Origin of the sequence: Bacillus sp. FSL M7-0307 (assembly GCF_038627835.1) — a bacterium.
GTDB lineage: Bacteria > Bacillota > Bacilli > Bacillales > Bacillaceae > Bacillus > Bacillus altitudinis.
On the sequence record NZ_CP152023.1, the window covers coordinates 1,923,214 to 1,945,025 of the forward strand.

Genomic DNA, 21,812 nt, shown 5'->3' on the forward strand with positions numbered 1-21,812 from the left:
TTTCCAAAAATGGAAAATGGCTTGAATCATCCTAGGAAAAGCTGCGGATGCCGTAATCTAAGTAAGAAAGTTTTAAACCACCACTCCTCAAAGTGGGTGTTTGCAGAAACGTTCCTGTCTTCCTCTCGAAGGAGGCGTGACATTCCGGCTTCAATATAAAACTCCCTATTACAGCTTAAAGGTTAAAACTTAATTAACATTACGCGCATCGCAGCCTTTAAACTATACTACACGAAAGTTTATTAAATTTCAAGATATGTTTTTTCTAAAAAAATACTCATGTATACAAGATATTTGTCCATGTAGACGGGGAAAAACATTATGTTGAGAAAACATAAATTCCTCTCATCATGTTATTTTTCCTCATCTACATCAACATCTTGCTCTTCTTCTAGCCTTTCATACGTATCTGAATGCATTTGATCCATCGTTTCTCTATTTGTTAAATCACGCATTTGCTCAGAGAACGAACGGTCAAATTCATTTGGATCTTGATTGGTTTCTTCATTTTTCTTTGCATCAATTGAATAACGAGTATAGGGTACTGCTTTCAAACGTTCATATGGGATGTCTTTTCCTGTTTTTTCACAAATTCCATATGTTCCGTCTTCCATCCGCTTAAGCGCTGCATCAATTTCACCTTCGAGCTGATCATCGACTTGATCTAGCGTCTGTTCGGTCATGCGGTCTAAATAGATGCTTCCGTGATCTGCGATATGGTTTCCAACACCATTTGAAATCTCATTCGATTCGGCCAGCATGGATTCTTCTTTCTTTTTTGATCCTTTCACATCTTCTTTTAATTGAATAAGTCTTTCATATAAATCAGCTTTTTGCTCTTTCGTTAAGCTCACGGTCAATCACTCCTTTCTTTTTACCTTCCCGCTCCATGCGAAATGAAAACATCAAAAAAGCCGCCGCCTCTTTGGCAGCAGCTTTCTTCATTTAAAGATTGCGAAGTGCTTCTTCTACTGGTGTATCACCTTTGATTAAGTCAAAGGCTTTATTTTTCACATTGAATTCCGTTAAGCTTTCCACTAAGACAGTGGCTACATCTTCTCTTGAAATCTCAATGTCACGATCGTCTGGAATATGAGCAGACGCTTCTATTTTCCCTGTCTTCTCCTCATGCAGCAGTGCTCCTGGCCGCACAATGGTGTAAGAAAGACCAGACTGTTTTAAATGTTCATCGGCTTTTCTTTTCGCTTCATAATAAATCTCCATACTGCCTTGTCCTTTTCCTTGATGAGGATCGTCAGCATTATAAGAACTCAGCATCACAAAATGCTGAATATTTTCTTTTTTGGCTGTATCAACGAGGCGTTTTGCCCCCTCTTGATCAACAGCGATGGTTTTATCTGCACCTGTTTTTGAGCCTGAACCAGCTGCAAAGATGACAGCTTCTGCTTGCTTCACAGCATCTGTCACATCCTTTTCAAGATCACCGATGACAGGCGCTGCACCAAGTTCTTTTAGCGCATCTGCTTGTTTTTCATCTCGAATGAGAGCAAGCGGCTCATGTCCTTTTTCTTTTAAATATCGAATGACAAGTCTCCCTGTATGTCCGTTTGCTCCAGCAACTAATACTTTCATTGTTCATTCTCCTTTCTGTATCTGTTTCATCTTTATCCTTTTTTGTTGTGATTCAAACACATGAATAGAAAAAAAGCCTTCCCCACTGTAGTGGGAAAAGCTCAAGAGATGTGCGATAGATAAAAATAAGAACAAAGAATGAGAAAAGTGCATGTGATCTATGTAATCGCATCGTTGATCAGCAAAGATGTTTTGTTAAAATGGCCTGCACGTCACTCAAATCTGTATCTTTAGAAAAATCGAGTTCAAATACTTTTGAGCTTGTAACAAGCAGCATACCAGTGTCCTGATCAAACACGCCAGCTTCTTGAATGGCAAAACTTTCAATTGATCGATACGGCAAGGAGACCCTGACTTTCTTTTTAGAAAATACGCGGTTATCGCCAAAGATCAGTCGTTTATTGGTGAAACAAATTTGGTCGTGACGCAGTCTGTAAACAGCCTCAATTCTTTCTCCTTCAATTAATAAGGATTCGAATTTTTTATGATCATTTTGTTTACTGACAGAAAAAATACCCACGTAAACCCCCTCTTCCTGCATCAAATTCCTTTATGACAAAACGGCCACACGGCTCTGTGGGTACGTTTTATTCTCACTTATAGAATACGCTATAAATCGTCGTTATTCCATTACGAATAGATTAAATTTCATTTAACTTTTTCTTTTTGATCCGATGCTCTTTCCTCTACTTATTTAGACTGTTAAAGCAGGAAAAAAGTTTCAGTTTTTTCAAGAAATCATTCGTTATGAGACCATAAAAAAACAGTGATTATGTAAAATCACTGTTTTAAATGACTATTCATCTTTCGGGGTATCAATCGTTCCTTCGGCATACACATCAGAAATCTGCTCAAGCGTAATCGCCATATCAGCATCTTCATTGTCATGCCAAGCATTTTGATGTTTCTGCTCTTCTTGCTGCTGCTTTTTCATCATCATCACCCTTTACTGTTTTTCTTAGTATGAGTGATGACCCTCAAAATCATTCAGCAGAATTGTCTTCGAAATACTCTTTGTAATACCCGCCTACTTTACCCGTATTATCAACGACAAAGAGAAATTCCTCTGTTTCATTTTTCACATCATATGTGTGTCCAACCGTTAATGCCCGGTCAACCATATATTTTTTCGCATTTGTATGTACACATTTTACTTGTTTTACCGTTTCAGCCGTTTGCCAGTTTTGATGGATCATGATTTAAAAACTCCTTTTTTCATCTATACATTTATTGTAGCCAATTTTTCGTGAAATGCAATGAGTGTTATCGATTGCTTTCAAAGATGTCGTGTAATATGATAAATGTATACGTTTACATATGTGTGCGTATAAAATTGCTTCATGTCCACTTTTTCCACCTAGAACTCGCAGAACAACCCATATCTTTAAGGAGGTTTGTTTATTTATGAGCTCTACAACACTTCAAATCAGTTCAAAACTCGAATCTTTTCTCCAAGGGACGAAAAAACTCTACATTAACGGTCAGTTTGTCACAAGTTATGATAACAAAACATTCTCTACACCTAACCCTGCCACAGGAGAAACCCTTATTGATGTATATGAAGCAGGTGCAGCCGACATTGATGAGGCAGTAAAAGCTGCTAAAAAGGCTTTCCATGGACCTTGGCGTTCTATGTCTGCAGCCGAACGTGCCCGCTTGATGTTTAAGCTGGCAGATTTAATGGAAGAACACCAAGAAGAACTGGCCCAACTGGAAACACTTGACAATGGAAAACCAATTAATGAAACAACCAATGCGGATATCCCTCTTGCCATTGAGCACATGCGCTATTATGCAGGGTGGACCACAAAAATGACTGGACAAACCCTTCCTGTCAGCCAGGGATATTTTAATTATACCCGCCATGAGCCTGTTGGCGTTGTGGGACAAATCATTCCTTGGAACTTCCCGCTACTCATGGCCATGTGGAAAATGGGTGCTGCACTAGCAACAGGCTGCACCATCGTTTTAAAACCAGCCGAACAAACACCGCTATCTGCTTTATATTTAGCTGAATTAGTGGATAAAGCCGGATTCCCAGAAGGCGTGATTAACATCGTTCCTGGATTTGGTGAAACAGCTGGTGAAGCATTAACCGATCACCCTGATGTCAATAAGCTGGCTTTCACTGGATCAACAAGTGTTGGGAAATTGATCATGGAGAAAGCAGCCAAATCCATCAAGCGTGTTACTTTAGAGCTTGGCGGAAAATCGCCGAATATTATTTTACCAGACGCCGATTTAAAGAAAGCCATTCCAGGTGCATTAAACGGCGTGATGTTTAACCAAGGCCAAGTGTGCTGTGCAGGATCAAGGGTCTTTGTGCACCGGAGCCAATATGATGAAGTTGTCGATCAAATGGCTAAATATGCGACATCCTTAAAACAAGGAGCTGGTCTTCATCATGATACCCAGATTGGGCCTCTAGTGAGTAAAGAGCAGCATGAACGTGTGTTAGGTTATATCGAAAAAGGGAAGTCAGAAGGTGCAACAGCCGTAGTCGGTGGTGACTGCCCTTATGAAGCAGGCTATTTCGTCTCCCCTACTGTCTTTAAAGATGTAGAAGATGAAATGACAATCGCAAAAGAAGAGATTTTCGGCCCAGTTCTATCTGCGATTCCTTACGATTCCATTGATGAAGTGGTCGAACGTGCCAATCAATCTGACTATGGGTTAGCGGCAGGACTTTGGACAGAAAACTTAAAGCATGCCCACGATATCGCTGCACGCCTAGAAGCAGGAACCATTTGGGTCAACTGCTATAATGTCTTTGATGCCGCCTCCCCGTTTGGCGGATATAAACAGTCAGGTCTTGGCAGAGAAATGGGATCATATGCCCTTAACAACTATACAGAAGTCAAAAGCGTGTGGATTAATCTGCAAGACTAATCATTTAAGAAAGCCGATGACGATGTCATCGGCTCAGATTGTTGACAAAGGGCTAAAATGAACTTGATTTTAGCCTTTTGTCTTCTTTTCAGCGTGATAGAAAACCTTTGCAGCCCTAGGAAGGACGAGTACTGGAGCGAATTTGACATTCGTGAGCACCGGAACGCAGGACTGACAAAGAATGCGAGGGTTTGTCTACACGCTGAGCCGGTGACGATGTCATCGGCTTTTTTTGTGCTGGCATGTGACAGGCCGACTCCTGAATATAGTGATAAAGGAAAGGAGCATGGCCGAATGCAAGATTTAAAAACGAGAGTCAACGAATATATCGATGAACTGCACATGCAGGTAGAACGCAGACAAAGAGAAGATGGCGCATTTATTTTCTGCTTTGAAGGACCTATGATGACAAATTCTTTTTTCATTATGCTACTAAAAGCCGTTGGTGACCCTGATCAGCAATTGATCCATCAATTGGCCGAAGCAATACATGCCAAACAAAATGAAGATGGTTCCTTTTCTTTGTATCATGACCAGTCGGGACATCTCACAGCTACAGTACAAGGTTATTGCGGAATGCTCGCATCTGGCAGATTTCAAAAAGACGAGCCTCATATGGAAAAAGCAGCACAATATATTCGCTCAAAAGGTGGCCTAAAGAACGTTCATTTTATGACAAAGTGGATGCTTGCCATAAATGGCATGCACCCTTGGCCCTACTTCTATGCACCTCTTTCCCTTTTACTCATCCCTACGTCTTTTCCGCTGCACTTCTACCACCTTAGTGCCTATGCAAGGATTCATTTTGTACCCATGATGATCGCACTGAACAAACGGTATACCTCTCATGCTACGTTTCCATCATTAGCCCATCTTGATGAAAACATGTCTAAAAATCCATTTGACTGGTTTATGGCAAGAGAAGAACGTTCGACTGATCACTTCCTCATGTATATGCGGTCATATACAGCCCTCGACAGCCGGCTCGACTTTTTCGGATATGAAGCGGCAAAGCGATACATGTTTGACCGTCTTGAAAAAGATGGGACGCTGTACAGTTACTTAAGTGCAACCATCTTTATGGTCTATGCCCTCATGAGCCTTGGATACTCCCCTGGACATCATCTCATCCAAAAAGCAGTCAGGGGTATGAAAAAGCTCGTCACCTCCTGTCAAGGCAAGATATATGCTGAGAATTCCACCTCGACTGTGTGGGATACAGCGCTTGTCAGTTACGCTTCTCAAAAATCAGGAAGAAAACGAGAAGATCCCATGATCATGAATTCCTTCATCTATTTGCTGGACCGGCAGCAAATGAAGAAAGCGGATTGGGCAGTTCATAACCGGCATGCTGCTCCTGGTGGCTTTGGTTTCTCACATATCAATACGAATAATCCTGATTGTGATGACACGCAAATTGTGTTAAAAGCGATCCCAAAGGAATACACTCCACTTCAGTGGAAACGAGGATATGACTGGCTTCTCTCCATGCAAAACCGTGATGGCGGCTTTTCTGCTTTCGAAAAAAATCAAGATCACTTTCTGCTTCGTCACCTTCCGCTTGAATCTGCGGAGGATGCGGCGATTGACCCGTCAACTCCTGATATTACTGGCCGTGTGCTCCATTTGATTGGTTTAGAAGAAAAAGATACTGCTTCACCCACGATTCTCAGGCAAAAAGATCGATGTGTAAAATGGCTCATTGACCACCAGGAGAAAAACGGATCATGGTTTGGCAGATGGGGTGTTTGTTATATTTATGGAACTTGGGCAGCGTTAACAGGACTGAAAGCGGCCGGCATCCCCTCCTCACACCCTGCTGTGCAAAAAGCGTGCCGTTTCCTAAAGCAGATTCAGCTTGAAGATGGCAGTTTCGGAGAATCGTGTAAAAGTGCAGAACTGAAAACCTATGTCCCGCTTCCCTTTGGCACAGTGGTTCAAACCGCATGGGCGACAGAGGCGCTCCTCCAATATGAGAAAGCAAATAACGCAGCCATTTTGAAAGCTGTCTCCTTTTTAGTGAACCATCACCATACTGAAGAAGCCATGTACTATCCAGTCGGCATTGGACTACCAAAACAATTTTACATCACCTATCATAGCTACCCATTTGTGTTTCCGATGATGGCTTGTTCTACATTTTTAGAGGAAATGAGGCGTATACATGAATAAAGAAGAATATCGCTCACAGCTCAAAGAGTGGCTTAGCACGATTCAACATGTGTGGCAAGATGATAAAATTCATCGAAAAGTGGAACATTTACGACTCAAAATGGAGGATGACCATTCGAGTGAACAAGAATGGTACGAACTAGCCGAAAGGATTGCAGAAGACATGCAGCCACACGAAGAAGTGCGCGATGTAGCAGTTGGAAATCATCAGTTACCACCACTGCCTTATCGGTATGACGCGCTGGAACCTTATATTTCAAAAGAAATTATGTACTTGCACCATCAAAAGCATCATCAAACTTATGTTGATGGGCTAAATCAAGCTGAACTTGCGCTAAAAAAAGCAAGAAGAACCAATGACTTTACGATGATCAAGCATTGGGAACGTGAGCTTGCCTTTCATGGGGCAGGACATTATTTACATTGTATCTTTTGGTTTTCAATGAGTCCTTCAGGAAAAAGAAAACCTACTGGTCAAATGCTTCGTCTCATTGATCAATCATTTGGTAGCTATGAAGCGTTCAAGTCACATTTTTCAGCTGCTGCCAAACAAGTAGAAGGTGTCGGATGGGCGATCCTTGTATGGTCCCCGCGATCTCAGCGTTTAGACATTTTACAAGCAGAGCGCCATCAGTTCCTCTCACAATGGGATATCATCCCCCTTCTTGCTCTTGATGTGTGGGAGCATGCCTATTACCTCCAATATCGAAATGAAAAGGCGCAATATGTAGACCGGTGGTGGAATGTCGTTGACTGGCGTGAGCCAGAAGCAAGACTAAAACAGGCTCAACAAGTGAAATGGACACCTTTTTGATCGCATACTCCACATAGTTCATTTACTATGTGGGTTTTTATTAGTTTACATAATAATATTATAAGAACCTGATGCAAAATCATAGGTTGTTTTTTCAGAAAATTCATTTAAAATAGAAAAGATATGAAAAGAAAGAGAGTTGAAAGATAGTATGAACATCCTTTTACGCATTAGTCATTTTGCAGGAAGAACATTTGCCATCTGGGTCATTGTCTTTGCTTGTTTAGGCTTTGCTTTTCCGGCGGCATTTTCTTTGATTGGACCTTATATCCCTTTTTTACTTGGCATTATTATGTTTGGCATGGGGCTGACGCTGTCTTCTGAAGATTTTAAAGAGCTTTTTAGAAAGCCTCTTTATGTATTGATCGGGGTTTTAGCGCAGTATACACTGATGCCACTCATTGCATTTTTATTGGCCTATGGGTTACATTTGCCTTCTGAAATCGCTGTTGGTGTCATTCTCGTTGGCTGCTGTCCAGGCGGGACTGCATCCAATGTAATGACCTTTTTGGCGAAAGGAAATACGGCCTTATCCGTTGCCGTGACAACGATCTCGACCCTACTTGCTCCCATTTTGACCCCTGTTTTTATTTATATTTTTGCAAAATCTTGGTTATCTGTATCACCGGGTGCTTTGTTTTTGTCGATTGTCCAAGTTGTCTTAATTCCGATTATTTTAGGCGTCATCGTCAAATTGTTTTTTAAAAAACAAGTGACGTATGCTGTACAAGCACTCCCACTTGTATCTGTTGCTGGCATTGTCGCCATCATTGCAGCTGTTGTCAGCGCAAATAAAGAACAGATTCTGCAATCTGGACTGCTTATTTTTGCCGTTGTTGTTTTACATAATGCTCTTGGTCTATTATTGGGTTACCTCATTGCAAAATGGTGTAAAATGGACATTCCTTCTCAACGAGCGATTTCAATAGAAGTAGGGATGCAAAACTCTGGACTTGGCGCAGCTCTTGCAACAGCACATTTTTCTCCACTTGCCGCCGTCCCCAGTGCCATTTTTAGCGTATGGCATAATTTATCTGGCTCTTGGCTGGCAACATTTTGGTCAAAAAGAGGCTACCCAGAAAATAAAGACAAAAAAAGCTAGTACCTTCATCGGTACTAGCTTTTTCCTTCGATTATCCTTCAAGCAATAGCTGTTCAGGATCTTCAAGTAGATTTTTAATCGTGACAAGGAACCCAACAGCTTCTTTACCATCGACAATACGGTGGTCGTATGAAAGAGCTAAATACATCATTGGACGGTTTTCAAAGCGTTCTTCATCAATTGCAACAGGACGAAGCTGAATTTTATGCATACCTAAAATTCCAACTTGAGGACTGTTTAAAATTGGTGTTGAAAGCAGAGAACCAAATGTTCCTCCGTTTGTGATCGTGAATGATCCACCTTGTAATTCATTGAGCGATAATTTGTTATCTCTTGCTTTTTTCGCAAGATGACCGATTTCTTTTTCAATTCCAGCAAATGATAGTCTGTCTGCATCACGGACAACTGGTACCACAAGCCCTTCATTGGCGGCTACAGCGATACCAATGTCATAGAATTTTTTAATGACAAGCTCATCACCTTGAATTTCTGCGTTGAGAAGTGGATATTTTTTAAGTGCTGCTACCACTGCTTTTGTGAAGAAGGACATGAAGCCCAGTTTCACATCGTTTTGTTCAAGGAAGGCATCTTTGCGACGCTTTCTTAGATCCATTACAGCTGTCATATCGACTTCATTAAATGTTGTCAGCATGGCTGCCGTTTGTTGAACTTCAACTAAACGTTTTGCAATGGTTTGTCTGCGGCGTGACATTTTTTCACGCTCAACTGGTTTCCCTGCTTGATCATTTTGCACCGCAGCATTTGCTTTTGGCGCGGCTTTCGGTGCACTTGCAGGAGCTTCATTCTTTTGGTAAGAAGCTACATCCTGCTTTCGTACCCTGCCCAGCGGATCTGCGGTTGGAATCTCAGATAAGTCTAACCCCTTCTCTCTTGCTAGTTTTCTAGCTGCTGGAGAAGCGATCGTTCTGCCATTACCAGATTTCGGCTCTTCTTTTGCTGCCTCTTCTTTTTGTTCAGCTGCTGGTTCTTCTTTCGAAGCTGGTGCAGAATCTTGCTCAGGTGCTGGAGCTGCGGACTCGCTTCCGCCAGCTTCACCTGCTGCAATCGTTCCGATGACTTCTCCAACTTGGACAGTGTCACCAGAATCTTTCAGTACTTCTTTTAGAACACCAGATTCTTCAGCTGTCAATTCGACATTGACTTTATCTGTTTCAAGTTCTAACAGGTATTCCCCCTGCTCAACATAATCGCCCGGCTGTTTTAGCCATTGAGCAATTGTTCCTTCCGAGATTGATTCCGCTAGTTCAGGTACTTTAATTTCCGCCATTTTTCATTTCCCCCTTAGTTTTTGCGAGTCAAGCTATCAGATACAATTCGTTCTTGTTCTTTTTTATGAACAGTTGGATCACCCTCAGCCGTACTTGAACGTCTTCTGCGGCCGATGTAACGTACTTTCACTTTTTCAGATGCAATTTCACGTAAATATGGCTCAATATATCCCCAAGCACCCATATTTTGCGGTTCTTCTTGCACCCATACGATTTCTTCTAAGTTCGTCAGTTTTGATAAAATAGCTTTAATATCTTTGGCTGGGAATGGATATAATTGTTCCACTCTCGCAATATGAAGCCAATCTTTTGGGTCTTCCATTTGAGTAAAACGATCACTAATATCGATCGATACCTTCCCGCTCGATAGCACAAGGCGTGTTACTTTTTCATGATCATGCACAAGGCCCGGCTGTTCAAGAACTGGACGGAACTGTCCATCTGTTAGTTCTTGGACTTCGGATAATGTGTTCGGGTTACGAAGCAGACTCTTCGGTGTCATGATGACAAGAGGACGAATCTCTTCACGAAGCAACATTTTCGCCTGTCTTCTAAGAATATGGAAGTATTGAGCTGCACTTGTCAGGTTCGCAACTGTCCAGTTATTCTCAGCAGCTGATTGCAAGAAACGCTCTGTTCTTCCACTAGAATGTTCTGGACCTTGTCCTTCATATCCATGTGGCAAGAGCATCACAAGCCCTGACTTTTGTCCCCACTTGGCGCGGCCTGCTGAAATAAATTGATCAAAATACACTTGAGCCGCATTTGCGAAGTCTCCAAATTGAGCTTCCCAAATCACTAATGTTTCAGGAGAATAGACATTATAACCATATTCAAACCCGATGACAGAGCCTTCTGACAGTGGACTATTATGGACTGTAAATGATGCATTTGCATCACTCAGTTCATGAAGAGCAATGAATTCATCACCCGTTTGACTGTCGTGAAGAACAAGGTTTCTTTGAGCAAATGTGCCTCGCTCAGAATCCTGTCCGGTCATTCGAATCGGCGTACCGTCTTTTAATATAGATGCAAATGCCAGTGCTTCACCAAGTGACCATTCCACTTTGCGATCATCTGTAAACACTTTTGCACGTTTTTCAAGGATCCGCTTTAGCTTACCGAATACTTGGAAGTCTTTCGGCCAGCTAATTAATTCTTCATTCAGCTTTCTTAATACATCAAACTCTACAGATGTATCAACTGCAGGGAAGCCGTTAGATACAGGCTCTGGCAGTTCGATTTCTTGAATCGTATGTTCTTTCTTTGAAGGTACTTTTTTATAAGCTTCTTCAATTTTTGCCGTGACAGCCTGCTCAATTTCTTCTCTTTGTTCTTTTGACAGAAGGCCCTCAGTGACAAGCTTATCTGCGAAGATATTCTTGACCGTTTTGTGCTTTCTGACCGCATCGTACAGCATTGGCTGAGTAGTAGAAGGCTCATCCATTTCGTTATGGCCATATCTGCGGTAGCCAATCAAGTCAATTAAGAAATCCTTTTTAAACCGTTTACGGTATTCTACCGCCAGCTGAACAGCTGCTAAACAAGCTTCTGGATCGTCTGCATTGACGTGAACAATTGGAATCTCGAAACCTTTTGCAAGGTCACTAGCGTATTTCGTTGAACGAGATTCATTGCTTTCTGTGGTAAACCCAATCATATTGTTGGCAATGATATGGATCGTTCCCCCCACTTGATAGCCGACTAATTGACTTAAATTTAATGTTTCTGCGACAATTCCCTCTCCAGGAAATGCAGCATCCCCATGAATTAAGATGGCTAACGCTTTTTCAACGTCTTGAACTGGATAGCCTTTTTGAGTACGCGATTCTTGAGCAGCACGAGTGCTTCCTTCAATAATCGGGTCAATAAATTCCAAGTGACTTGGGTTATTGGCAAGTGTGACTCTTGCACTCTTTGTATCTTCATCTTTGATTTGGCGGTCAGCACCGAGATGGTATTTTACATCCCCTGTCCATCCGTAGCTGATGCCGATAGAGCCTTCTGATGGTACAAGCTCTTTATTAGGCGCATGCTGGAATTCTGAGAAAATGATCTCATATGGCTTTCCTAACACATGTGCTAATACATTTAAACGGCCTCTATGTGCCATTCCAATGTTAATATTTGAAGTCCCTTGTGTAACAGACTCGGATATAATTTCATCAAGTACTGGAACAAGTGCGTCTAATCCTTCAATAGAAAAACGCTTTTGTCCAACAAATGTTTTATGAAGGAACTGCTCAAATTGCTCGACTTCTGTTAATCTTTTGAGTACAGAAACTAGTTTATCTGCTGGTTTTTTCTTAAATAATTCGCCAGACTCAATAGATTTAGAGAGCCAGTTGCGCTCTTCGAAGTCATGTACATGATCAAACTCAAATGAAATGGTACGCTTATACGTATTTCTCAAATGGTTAATGGCTTCTATGCCGTTTGAAATGTGTTTAGGTGCATCTGGACTAATAATTGATATTGGAATATTCTTAACGTCTTCTTCAGTTAAACCGTATTCCTTTAATGGAAACAGCTCTTGTAATTCCTTTTCTTTGCGAAGAGGATTGACGGAAGCATTTAAATGGCCATACGTTCTGATGTCTTCTGCCAGTTTAACGACTGATGCTATCTTTTGGATTTGTTCAGAAGTAACTACGCTATTTTCTTTTTTCCCAATTTCCTCCTTCATTTCACTCGGTGGTGCACCAAGTTCATCAAATATGCCTCTTATGTCTTCATCAACACTAGTAGGATCCTGGACATATTGATCGTAGAGCTCGAGCACGTAGCCGAGGTTCGGACCATGAAATTCTTCCCAACTCAACGGTTGTTTCACATCATTTTGAAACATTTTGAACACTACCCCCAACTTTGATCATCAAGTGATTGAACACTATCTCGATATAACTTCCAGAACACAATGACCAAATTTATGTAATAAAACGCTTCCAATCATATTCTACCACTGTTTCGGATTACTTTCTACATTCTTTGTTCAATTAAAGATAAAAAATTCAAAGAAAAACAAAAAATTTAAATCATTCCGAAAAATATTTTAAAGAAAGGGGCAAAACCTTATGCCCCAATGCTTTTATGCAGCAATTTCTTGAGTAATGGATAGAGCACATCTGGCAATGTATCGACATCCGGTACAAAAATGCTGAACTTGCCATACATATCTTGGATCGTTTTCATCTGCGCCTCTTCAATCGGAGAATTGGATAAAAACACATTGATTACTTCAATTCCCTTTTTTCTCGCTTCGAGAACCGCTTCATGTGTATCCACGATCCCATTTTGTTCGTAGCTGAATGCAGCCGGCTCTCCGTCTGAGAAAACAATGAGGAATTTTTGCTCTTCTCTTCGTTTTAAAATCATTTTTGTCATTTGGCGAATCGCATACCCATCCCGGTTATCCTCTTCTGGCTCAAGTGACATAATGGATGGTCCTGCGTCAAATAAGGAATCTTTGAACGATACGACGGTGTTAAAGTAGTTCGGTTGACTTGTTTCAGTTGCGTCATTTGTATCTTCCCAGAACCCTACAATTTGATGAGGTACCTGAACTGATTTTAATGCTTCATGAAACAGAACAATCCCTTTTTTTGTCTCATCCATCTTGTCAAACATACTCGCAGAGCAGTCAACTAATAAAGTGAACACAGCATCAATTTGAGAAGATGGCGCTTGTTTTTTATAAAATAGTCGAGGATTGGACTCTGTAAAATAACGAATAAGCTTTTTGCTGAGACGTCCTGCATGAAGATCTGTTTTTGGCCATGATTTTTTATGCTCAAGTGTTTTTTGAATCATTTGTTTTAAGCGTTTCTGATAAGGCTCGATTGCCTTTGCGTGCTGCTTGTACACATCTATTTGCTCTGGTGCAGGAGGTTCTGGTGAAATCATGACTGGAAATGCATATTTGTTTTCTTTTCCATTCTCATGCGCATCTGCCCCGCTTTCTTCTCCTTCTGCCTCTTCTAGTGCTTCAAGCTTTGAATAGTCTTTTCGATGGGTTTGTTTGGCTGAACCTTGAACCGTTCCAAGCGCCTGATCTCCATCGTCACCTTCTCTTGCCGCATCTTTGCCGAGATCGCTTTTACCACCGTGTTCTAAATCAAATTGAAGGAAACTTTTAGATGGTGCTTCTGTTTCTCTATGCCATACTTCCATATATTCATTATGGATGTCTTCATCCCCCTCTTTTTCCCGATCGACTTTTATATCCTCACTTAATTTAGGCTTTCTTTTGAGGTCATGGAAAAGCGGTTCTTTTGCCGCTTTTTCATAGTCCAATTCTGGGAAGAAAAAGTATGTGTTCAGCATATCCTTTTCAAGGAGCTCATCGAAGCCTTCTGTCAATTCCTTCACAATGATGGCGATATCAGATGTCGAGCGTGCGTCATATACACGTTCAAGACTTGACTCAATAAACGGAATCATTGGATCTATCCGCTCATGAAGGGGTGGAATTTCTTCAAGCGGAGATTCGGCTGTCAGCTTCACGTATATCGCACAAAAGAGTGCATCTGTTAAAATACTGCGCTCTTGGTTAATCGTTAATTGTGTTTTAAAGTGACGTCTGTAAAGCTCTCTTCTCCGTTTAAATACCTTTTTTGTTCCTGGGCGGTCACGTTTAATCCGCTCTTCAATCCGGATATCTTCAAACAGCATAAACAATTGTTTGCACACATCAGGAATGGATAATGTGTGGGCATAGCGAATGATGTCTTCAAATACTGTAAGATCGCTATACACTGTCCCTACTGCTCGCAGAAACACATCACTTTTTAGGCCTGCCATCATATCCTCTTGATGACGATCATCCCAAAAATGGCTGATGAAAATTTTCTTTTCAAACGGTTCATAGTACGATTGAACACCGTATTCAAGCTCCACATCATCACTTTTGGCAAGTGTTTTGGCTAAATCCGTTAATTCCATAAATAGAAATGAATCGATTCTGCTGTCATTAAATTTGATGAATTTCAAAAGTCAGAACCTCACTCGAATAATGTTTGAGCGATATTTCTTACCGCTGCTTTTTCCCGGTCATCTTCTAGCTTCTCTACAATTCCTCGTTCAATTGCACGAAGCGGCGGGATATATTGCGCAAGATCACATGTATCTAACAGTGCGCGAATGGATGCTGCTTCTTCACTGACCTGTCCATTGTGTGCTTGGACGATGAGATCTGATGAGAGCTGTACGAATTGATCGATTAAACGCTCATCCTTTAATACGGATTGAGTGTGCAGTACTTCTTTTAAAATGCCACCGCCAATGTAAGGAACTTCAATGACGACAAAACGATTTTTCAGCGCTTCATTGAGCGGCACTGTCCCCACATATCCCTCATTGATTGCTGCAATCACGCCAAAACCTTCTTCTGCTCTAACGACTTCACCTGTAAATGGGTTTGTCATCATTTTTCTGTAATCAAGCACACCGTTTAAAATAGGCAGTGTTTCTGGTTTAGCCATGTTGATTTCATCAATATATAAAAGGTGTCCTTTTTTCATTGCTTTTGTAACGGGTCCTTCAATGAATTCTATAGAAGCAACTTGCCCATCATTATGGATGGTTTTATAGCCAATAAGACTTTCTGCATCAAGGTCAACTGAGCAGTTTATACTGTGCATCGGCTGTTGAAAGAATGCGGATAAAGTTTCTGCTAGTTTTGTTTTACCTGAGCCCGTCGGTCCTTTTAACAGAACATTTTTTCCTAGGGCAAGTGCAATCATGGCATCTTGAATAATAGACGTATCTTGTGATTCATAGCCGCCTGTTCCGATAAGCGGACGAAATTCTTCTTCGAGAACTTTTCCTTTTGCTTCGATCATTGCTTGAATTTCTTCTGGGAGTGATGGTTGGTTAAACATATATGATTAATTCCTCTCTTCGATCATTTTCCTCACCAAGTATACTAAAAAAACCTTTATGCACTCAATACATAAAGGTTCGTCTTCTGTTATTTTACCATTTCTTTTGTGATGGCTCCGCAAGCAATGCGTTTCCCTGAGTTGCCAGAAGGGTTGCTTAAGTAATCATCTGCTTCTGCATGGATGATAAAACTTCGCCCGTTTTGATTAACTAATTGATTCTGGCCTCCCTTTAACGTCACATCTGGTACATTCACGACAACATCAATTTGTCCATCTGCCCCTACCTCTAAATTAGGCATATCTCCAGCATGGTGCCCCTTTGGGTTGTCGAAGCCATGCTCTCTATGGGTCGGATTAAAGTGAGCCCCCGCCGTTTCAAAATCTGGCGTTTCACATATTCCTGTTTCATGAATATGAAAGCCGTGAGGACCTGGCGGCAGTCCTTTCGCTTTCACATGCAGATCCAGCCCATTTTCTGAGGACTCTCTTATTTCAATGCTCCCTATTTTTTGACCGCTTTCGTTTATGAGTGACGTTGTGACTGGTGCTTGTTTAGGTGCGGCAACTTCTCTTGTTTCTTCTGTCGTTTCTTTTTTCGGCGGTGCATGACATGCTGATGCGGTAAAGATCAAACATATCATGATCATCCACACTGACTTTTTCATTTATGACTGCCCCCTTTTGCTATCAGTATGGACAAACTGATGAGAAGGCAAACAAAAAAAGCCGAAAATCGGCTTTTTTAGAAGAAACGTTTCGCACCTAGGTACGCTTTTTTCCAATAAGGATTGCTTAAGTTTGAAATTCCTACTCCGCTGTCACTTGCATGAAGGAAATCTCCTCCACCTAGGTATAGTCCCATATGAGAAGGACCTGCTTTGTACGTTGTGAAATAAACAAAATCTCCAACTTGTGGTGTGCTGACAGGCGTCATCATATTCCAGTATCCTGCTGTACTCAATCTAGATACTGATGAAACCTTATTAATGAGATAGTAAACAAAGCCGCTGCAATCAAATCCAGCTGGTGTATTGCCGCCCCATCTGTAAGGAATGCCTGTGAGTTTTTTACCTTCTTGAATCATTGTCGTGATTTTTGCATTCATTGGAACGTCATTTTTATTATTGTTGACCGGTGTTGTTGAACCGTTTGACGTAGAACCATTAGATCCAGTTGAACCGGAAGCTGTTCCGTTGATTTTTAATACTTGTCCAATTCTAAGCACATCACTTTTCAAGCTGTTTGCTGCGCGGATTGATTGAACCTGCACCTTAAACTGATTCGCAATTTTCCATAATGAATCACCTGATTTAACCGTATAAGATGTTGTTTTACTACTTGAAGACTGATTGCTGTTTGAAGGCGTGCTAGGTTGAGCAGGTGCTTTCGGCTGACTTGGTTTTGACGTCACCGTTCCTTTTACCTTCAATACTTGATTTGGATAAATCATATCAGATTTTAGCGAGTTCAATGTTTTAATTTCACCAATCGACATGTTTAACGAATTGGCAATTTTCCAAAGTGAATCGCCTAATTTTACTTTATATGTACTAGATGCTGATGACGAACTATTAGAATTTGTTGATTTGTTACTTGAGCTGGAATTAGATGTTGAGTTTGAATTTGAGGACTGGCTGCCGCTCGTTTTCGTCGTTCCAGACACTTTCAGCTTTTGTCCAGGACGAATGAGGTCACTGTTTAAGCTGTTCAAACTTTTCAAACTTGCAACTGACATTTTGTGATTCTTCGCAATCAGCCATAATGAATCCCCAAGCTTGACTGTATAGCTAGATGTTGTTGAAGCACTTGATTTCGTTGCTTTTGAACCTGTTGATGAGCTGGATTTTGAACTTTTTGCACCAGGAATCTTTAAGCTTTGTCCTGCAAAAATCATCGTCGTTTTTAATTGATTAAGAGATTGAAGTTCCGAAATACTTGTGTTGTACTGTTCGGCAATCTTCCAAAGTGAGTCACCGCTTTTCACCTTGATCGTCTGTGCTTCTGCCGGTGCAGCAATAACAGCTGAGCCTGCGATCGCTGAAACTGTGAGGCCGGTTACTACTTTTTTCTTCATAGATGAATCTCCGCCTTTCATGATTTCGTTCCATAAGACTTATGTACTAGTTTTGAGTTTAGCATTTAATGGCCCTGCTTCTCTTGCACTATTTTATCTTTATTTCTATTATATTACTCGACATGAAGACGTTGGGCAATACTAAATAGGTTGGAGCAGCAAACTCAAAATGCTAAAACAAAGCCATATCGTTTCTATCGGCTGTTTGCTGTATTTATCAACATTTTTTAAGGAATTTTTAAGTTGACGTTTAGAAATTTGTCAAAACAAGCACGTTGCTAGTTTCATAGTTCTATTCTACATGACAAATTTTTCTGTATCAAATGACTTTTTACTTAATTGCCTGTTTTTTCTCCTCAATAAAAAAAGCACCCTTCGCAATGAAGAATGCCGTGTGCATGTTTACTTTCTGATTTCTTGGTCTTTTACAGTTAACGGATAGAGGACTCCTTCTTTCGCAAACGACATTTTCCCTGTTTCTTCTGATACAACAAGAACAAGGGCATCGGTCATGCCAGAAAGTCCAATGGCTGCCCGGTGTCTTGTGCCAAGAGAAGGGCTGACTTTTTTTGAGGTGAGCGGTAGAACGTTTGCAGCGGAAACAAGCGTATTTTCTTTTACTAAAAGAGCGCCATCATGAAGTGGGTTTCCAGGATAGAAAATGCTTTCTATTAATGATGCGCTAATTTTTGCATGGAGGTTTGTCCCTTTTTGTATATAATCCTCAACCTCATCTCTCCTTTGAATCACAATCAGTGCGCCATGCTTTTGTTTTGATAAGTTCTCAATGGCTAAAGAAAATTGAGCAAAACCTGGTGTGAATTCTTCCATATACGCTTGTAAATAAAACGAGGAAGCCTCTGCATGCATTTCATTAAACTGATCATGCAATGATTCGAGTTCACAAAGAAGGCATTGTTCGGTCTGGTCAAGCGAATCGACGATTTTCCTTGCATCCATCATAATTTGCGTCAAATGAGATTTCATTTCTAACTTAAACATCGCTTCTTCATTTGTGCGATTGATCATCTCACCATGTCCCTCCTTCTTTCGCTTGTGTCATAAAATAACAAATTGTGCACATTCTATTTGTATGGAGGTGAATTCAATATGACCATTCAAAAAGTGATTCAATATGCTTGCAGCATTTTAGGTGTTGTCAGTCTTTCTTTTATTTATGCCCAAATGTTCAAAAAAACGAAGCCCTCAAAGAAAAATAATCCGACGGAGAATTGATTTTTTTACATAGCATGATATAATTCCTCTCGTTATTTCTGTTCAGAGAGGAACTTATGATGAGAGAAACGAATAGTATTCGAGCAAAATTGGCACAATTTTTAACCATATTGATTCCGATTTTAATTACACAGGCAGGTCTTTCGCTTATCACATTTTTAGACACGGTGATGTCTGGAAAAGTGAGTGCAGAAGACCTGGCAGGTGTAGCGATCGGTTCGAGCATTTGGACACCTGTTTATACTGGTCTTGCTGGTATTTTAATGGCTGTTACCCCTATAGTGGCTCAGCTGATGGGCGGCGGCCGCAGAGAAGACGTTCCTCGGGCAGTCTTCCAGGCCATTTATTTATCTTTTCTTTTAAGTATCGTGGTGATTGTCATCGGATCGTTGTGTGTTCCTTTTATTTTAGGCAGACTTGGGCTTGAACCATCCGTAGAAACCATTGCCCGTCATTTTCTCAGCTTCCTTGCTATTGGAATCATCCCACTTTTTGGTTATTCAGTCATGAGATCTTTCATTGATGCATTAGGAAAAACACGTGTGACGATGTTCATTACGTTAACCGCACTTCCTATTAATTTTGTTTTAAATTATCTCTTTATTTTTGGAAACTTTGGGTTTCCAAAGCTTGGCGGTGCAGGGGCAGGTCTTGCATCTGCGATGACGTATTGGGCGATTTTCATCATGAGTATTTGTATTGTCATCAAAGCCGAACCGTTTGCATCCTTTCGGTTGTTTCAGACATTACCTCGCTTCAACGTCGCAAGAATGGGTCAAATATTGAAAATCGGTATCCCTATTGGGTTTGCGATCTTTTTTGAAACAAGTATTTTCGCAGCTGTCACGCTCTTAATGGGTCACTTTGATACCGTGACAATCGCCAGTCACCAAGCAGCGATGAACTTTGCTTCTATTTTATATATCCTGCCGCTTAGTATCTCAATGGCTTTAACGATTGTTGTAGGTTTTGAAGCCGGTGCCATGCGGTATAAAGACGCAAAAAGCTACAGCTATATTGGCATTGCAACAGCTGTTTTGTTCTCATTATGTACCGCAGGACTCATCTTGTTATTTAGACCTGAGATCGCTGGTTTATATACAACTGAATCAGCTGTTTTACAAATGACACAGCACTTTTTGATGTATGCGATCTTTTTCCAGCTGTCTGATGCGATCGCTGCACCCATTCAAGGGGCTCTGCGCGGCTATAAAGATGTGAATTATACACTGATTGCTGCGTTTGTCTCTTACTGGGTCATCGGCCTTCCAGCTGGCTACCTGATTGGCACGTATACCTCATTTGGAGCGTTCGGTTATTGGATCGGACTGATTACTGGGCTTGCCGCAGGTGCAATCGTCCTATTTGTTCGTCTCAGGTTGATTGAAAGACGTATGCATTCTGATACAACAGGAAAAGGCAGCTGACTGAAGTCAGCTGCCTTTCATTTAGTCATTCCATTGATACGTCCAGAAAATTTCTTCATCAAACCATTTTTGAACGACTGGTTCTTTGTTTTTCAGCTTTTGTTCAAGCTCTCTTAGCATGCCTTCTGTTTGTGTTCTATGCGCTCTTAGTGCATTTAATTTGATATCTGCTACATCCGTAATATCAATCACAATATCGGCATTTCCTAGCACTTCTTCTCGATTTTTTGTAATGGCCATGCAGTATGTGACGGGACGGTCTTCTTTTTTCTTGCGATATAGAGCACGAATGACCGCTTCACCTGTCGCGTCATGATCAGGGTGTACGCCATGACCTGGATAAAACGTGACAATAAGAGTTGGTTTCACTTCATCAATTATGCGTTCCATCACATCCGCTAAATACTCATCATCTTCAAATTCCAACGTTTTATCCCGAAGACCAAGCATACGCAAGTCTGTGACATCCATTTCTTTACATGCATTGATTAATTCCTGTTTTCTTAATTCAGGAAGTGTCTCACGGTTAGCATATGTTGGACTTCCCATATTTCTTCCCATTTCTCCAAGTGTCCCGCATGCATAAGTCACTGGAATTCCACGTTTTCTGCTTTGCGCGATGAGCCCTGCGACCCCGAAGGATTCATCGTCGGGGTGAGGCAGCATCACAAGTACATGTTCGTTCATCACTGTTCCCCTCTCTCCTACACCTGAAATGGTGTTTCACTAATTTGTAATGAGATCGCTAGTTTTCCGTCTGGCAGGTGTCCTGCTAACAGCAGGCGACCTTGTTCATCAAACACGTAATCGGTTAAACCTTCTGCGTAAATCCAGCCATCTTCTGTTTTCATCCCGACACGGTATGGACCTTGTCCTTTTATTTTTGCCTGTGAATAGACGACTTTTGCGTTGCGGATATACGCCACGACCGTCATATTTTGCTCATTCACATGCGCTGAATAAGAACCAGTTGTCGTTTCAAGATGAACGAAGACTGGCCGATTTAAAAACGATTCAAGATGTGCTGTGACATCTTCCGTTTGAATTGGTTTCATGAGTGGTTCCTTCCTTCATTTTGAATTAGTTCTCGCAGCTTTTTCGTATGTAAGCTGATCAGCTGTAGTTGATGACCCTGTTCAATCGTGCTTTCTAAAATTCTTTCCACAGCGAGTACATACTTTTGATGTAATGACTTTCTTGCGCGAGGATGGGTGCGTGCATCAAGCAAATCATCTCGTATCGCCTCGTGTAATGAAGTCATATCCACTACATCAAGCTGCCGATTTTTCCATAAAGATTGATAAGCGTGTGCAAGCTCATCGACTGATGACATG

General features: G+C 41.2%; 21 protein-coding genes and 1 other RNA gene. 6 read left to right on the forward strand and 16 right to left on the reverse strand.

Translation table 11 applies throughout. The features are described 5' to 3' along the window. Positions 1-34 precede the first annotated feature (34 nt). From ssrS to MHI41_RS09670, 6 genes are all read right to left on the reverse strand, one after another. A non-coding RNA gene (gene ssrS, locus MHI41_RS09645) (6S RNA) lies at positions 35-220 on the reverse strand. 133 nt (positions 221-353) lie between these two features. Next, entirely contained in the window at positions 354-854 is a 501-nt protein-coding gene (locus MHI41_RS09650; protein ID WP_057079424.1) for a TraR/DksA C4-type zinc finger protein, read from the reverse strand. A 91-nt stretch (positions 855-945) separates the two neighbouring features. Beyond that, a complete protein-coding gene (locus MHI41_RS09655) occupies positions 946-1,593 on the reverse strand; it encodes an SDR family oxidoreductase (protein WP_342494157.1) in 648 nt (215 codons plus the stop codon). Between the two features lie 178 nt (positions 1,594-1,771). Further along, positions 1,772-2,113, reverse strand: coding sequence for a PH domain-containing protein (locus MHI41_RS09660; protein ID WP_008346505.1), 342 nt, complete (start codon positions 2,111-2,113; stop codon positions 1,772-1,774). 276 nt (positions 2,114-2,389) lie between these two features. Next, the gene (locus MHI41_RS09665) at positions 2,390-2,527 is read right to left on the reverse strand and encodes a YozQ family protein (protein WP_017359491.1); all 138 of its coding nucleotides are present in this window, start codon (positions 2,525-2,527) and stop codon (positions 2,390-2,392) included. A gap of 49 nt (positions 2,528-2,576) precedes the next feature. Beyond that, positions 2,577-2,789, reverse strand: a complete 213-nt coding sequence (locus MHI41_RS09670; RefSeq protein WP_017367443.1) for a DUF6501 family protein — start codon at positions 2,787-2,789, stop codon at positions 2,577-2,579. 208 nt (positions 2,790-2,997) lie between these two features. Here MHI41_RS09670 and MHI41_RS09675 point away from each other — a divergent pair, with 208 nt between their 5' ends. The 4 genes from MHI41_RS09675 to MHI41_RS09690 all read left to right on the forward strand — a co-directional run bounded on the left by MHI41_RS09675 (position 2,998) and on the right by MHI41_RS09690 (position 8,570). Continuing rightward, complete coding sequence (locus tag MHI41_RS09675) at positions 2,998-4,482, forward strand: aldehyde dehydrogenase family protein (protein WP_342494158.1); 1,485 nt, start codon at positions 2,998-3,000, stop codon at positions 4,480-4,482. A 294-nt stretch (positions 4,483-4,776) separates the two neighbouring features. Then, a complete protein-coding gene (locus tag MHI41_RS09680) occupies positions 4,777-6,654 on the forward strand; it encodes a prenyltransferase/squalene oxidase repeat-containing protein (RefSeq protein WP_342494159.1) in 1,878 nt (625 codons plus the stop codon). Further along, positions 6,647-7,468, forward strand: a complete 822-nt coding sequence (locus MHI41_RS09685; protein WP_342494160.1) for a superoxide dismutase — start codon at positions 6,647-6,649, stop codon at positions 7,466-7,468. Before MHI41_RS09680 ends, MHI41_RS09685 begins: the two co-directional genes overlap by 8 nt. Positions 7,469-7,619: 151 nt before the next feature. Then, entirely contained in the window at positions 7,620-8,570 is a 951-nt protein-coding gene (locus MHI41_RS09690) for a bile acid:sodium symporter family protein (protein ID WP_342494161.1), read from the forward strand. A 31-nt stretch (positions 8,571-8,601) separates the two neighbouring features. Here the strand turns inward: MHI41_RS09690 and odhB are convergent, their stop codons facing one another. The 7 genes from odhB to cdaS form a co-directional block, all read right to left on the reverse strand. After that, positions 8,602-9,858, reverse strand: coding sequence for a 2-oxoglutarate dehydrogenase complex dihydrolipoyllysine-residue succinyltransferase (gene odhB, locus MHI41_RS09695; RefSeq protein ID WP_007500721.1), 1,257 nt, complete (start codon positions 9,856-9,858; stop codon positions 8,602-8,604). A 14-nt stretch (positions 9,859-9,872) separates the two neighbouring features. Beyond that, a complete protein-coding gene (gene sucA, locus MHI41_RS09700) occupies positions 9,873-12,707 on the reverse strand; it encodes a 2-oxoglutarate dehydrogenase E1 component (RefSeq protein ID WP_019743271.1) in 2,835 nt (944 codons plus the stop codon). A gap of 224 nt (positions 12,708-12,931) precedes the next feature. Then, positions 12,932-14,848 (reverse strand): VWA domain-containing protein, encoded by a 1,917-nt coding sequence (locus MHI41_RS09705; protein WP_073414609.1) that lies wholly within the window; start codon positions 14,846-14,848, stop codon positions 12,932-12,934. An 11-nt stretch (positions 14,849-14,859) separates the two neighbouring features. Beyond that, on the reverse strand, positions 14,860-15,738 hold the full coding sequence (locus tag MHI41_RS09710) for a MoxR family ATPase (protein ID WP_272511629.1): 879 nt from the start codon (positions 15,736-15,738) through the stop codon (positions 14,860-14,862). Between the two features lie 89 nt (positions 15,739-15,827). Beyond that, positions 15,828-16,406 (reverse strand): superoxide dismutase family protein, encoded by a 579-nt coding sequence (locus MHI41_RS09715; RefSeq protein WP_019743268.1) that lies wholly within the window; start codon positions 16,404-16,406, stop codon positions 15,828-15,830. 77 nt (positions 16,407-16,483) lie between these two features. Further along, positions 16,484-17,815, reverse strand: coding sequence for a LysM peptidoglycan-binding domain-containing protein (locus MHI41_RS09720; protein WP_342494162.1), 1,332 nt, complete (start codon positions 17,813-17,815; stop codon positions 16,484-16,486). A gap of 402 nt (positions 17,816-18,217) precedes the next feature. Beyond that, positions 18,218-18,844, reverse strand: a complete 627-nt coding sequence (gene cdaS / locus MHI41_RS09725) for a sporulation-specific diadenylate cyclase CdaS (RefSeq protein ID WP_024718575.1) — start codon at positions 18,842-18,844, stop codon at positions 18,218-18,220. 81 nt (positions 18,845-18,925) lie between these two features. On the opposite strand from cdaS, the gene MHI41_RS09730 reads away from it, so the two are divergent. Both MHI41_RS09730 and MHI41_RS09735 read left to right on the forward strand, forming a co-directional pair. Next, a complete protein-coding gene (locus tag MHI41_RS09730) occupies positions 18,926-19,051 on the forward strand; it encodes a hypothetical protein (protein ID WP_003215647.1) in 126 nt (41 codons plus the stop codon). A 59-nt stretch (positions 19,052-19,110) separates the two neighbouring features. After that, the gene (locus MHI41_RS09735; protein ID WP_342494163.1) at positions 19,111-20,478 is read left to right on the forward strand and encodes an MATE family efflux transporter; all 1,368 of its coding nucleotides are present in this window, start codon (positions 19,111-19,113) and stop codon (positions 20,476-20,478) included. Between the two features lie 21 nt (positions 20,479-20,499). Here the strand turns inward: MHI41_RS09735 and bshB2 are convergent, their stop codons facing one another. From bshB2 to MHI41_RS09750, 3 genes are read right to left on the reverse strand one after another with little or no spacing between them, the layout of a single operon-like run. Further along, the gene (bshB2, locus tag MHI41_RS09740) at positions 20,500-21,165 is read right to left on the reverse strand and encodes a bacillithiol biosynthesis deacetylase BshB2 (RefSeq protein WP_007500738.1); all 666 of its coding nucleotides are present in this window, start codon (positions 21,163-21,165) and stop codon (positions 20,500-20,502) included. Between the two features lie 17 nt (positions 21,166-21,182). Continuing rightward, positions 21,183-21,533 (reverse strand): YojF family protein, encoded by a 351-nt coding sequence (locus MHI41_RS09745; protein ID WP_008346474.1) that lies wholly within the window; start codon positions 21,531-21,533, stop codon positions 21,183-21,185. Then, the gene (locus MHI41_RS09750) at positions 21,530-21,811 is read right to left on the reverse strand and encodes a hypothetical protein (RefSeq protein WP_008346472.1); all 282 of its coding nucleotides are present in this window, start codon (positions 21,809-21,811) and stop codon (positions 21,530-21,532) included. The genes MHI41_RS09745 and MHI41_RS09750 overlap by 4 nt, the downstream gene beginning before the upstream one ends. Position 21,812: the final 1 nt, after the last annotated feature.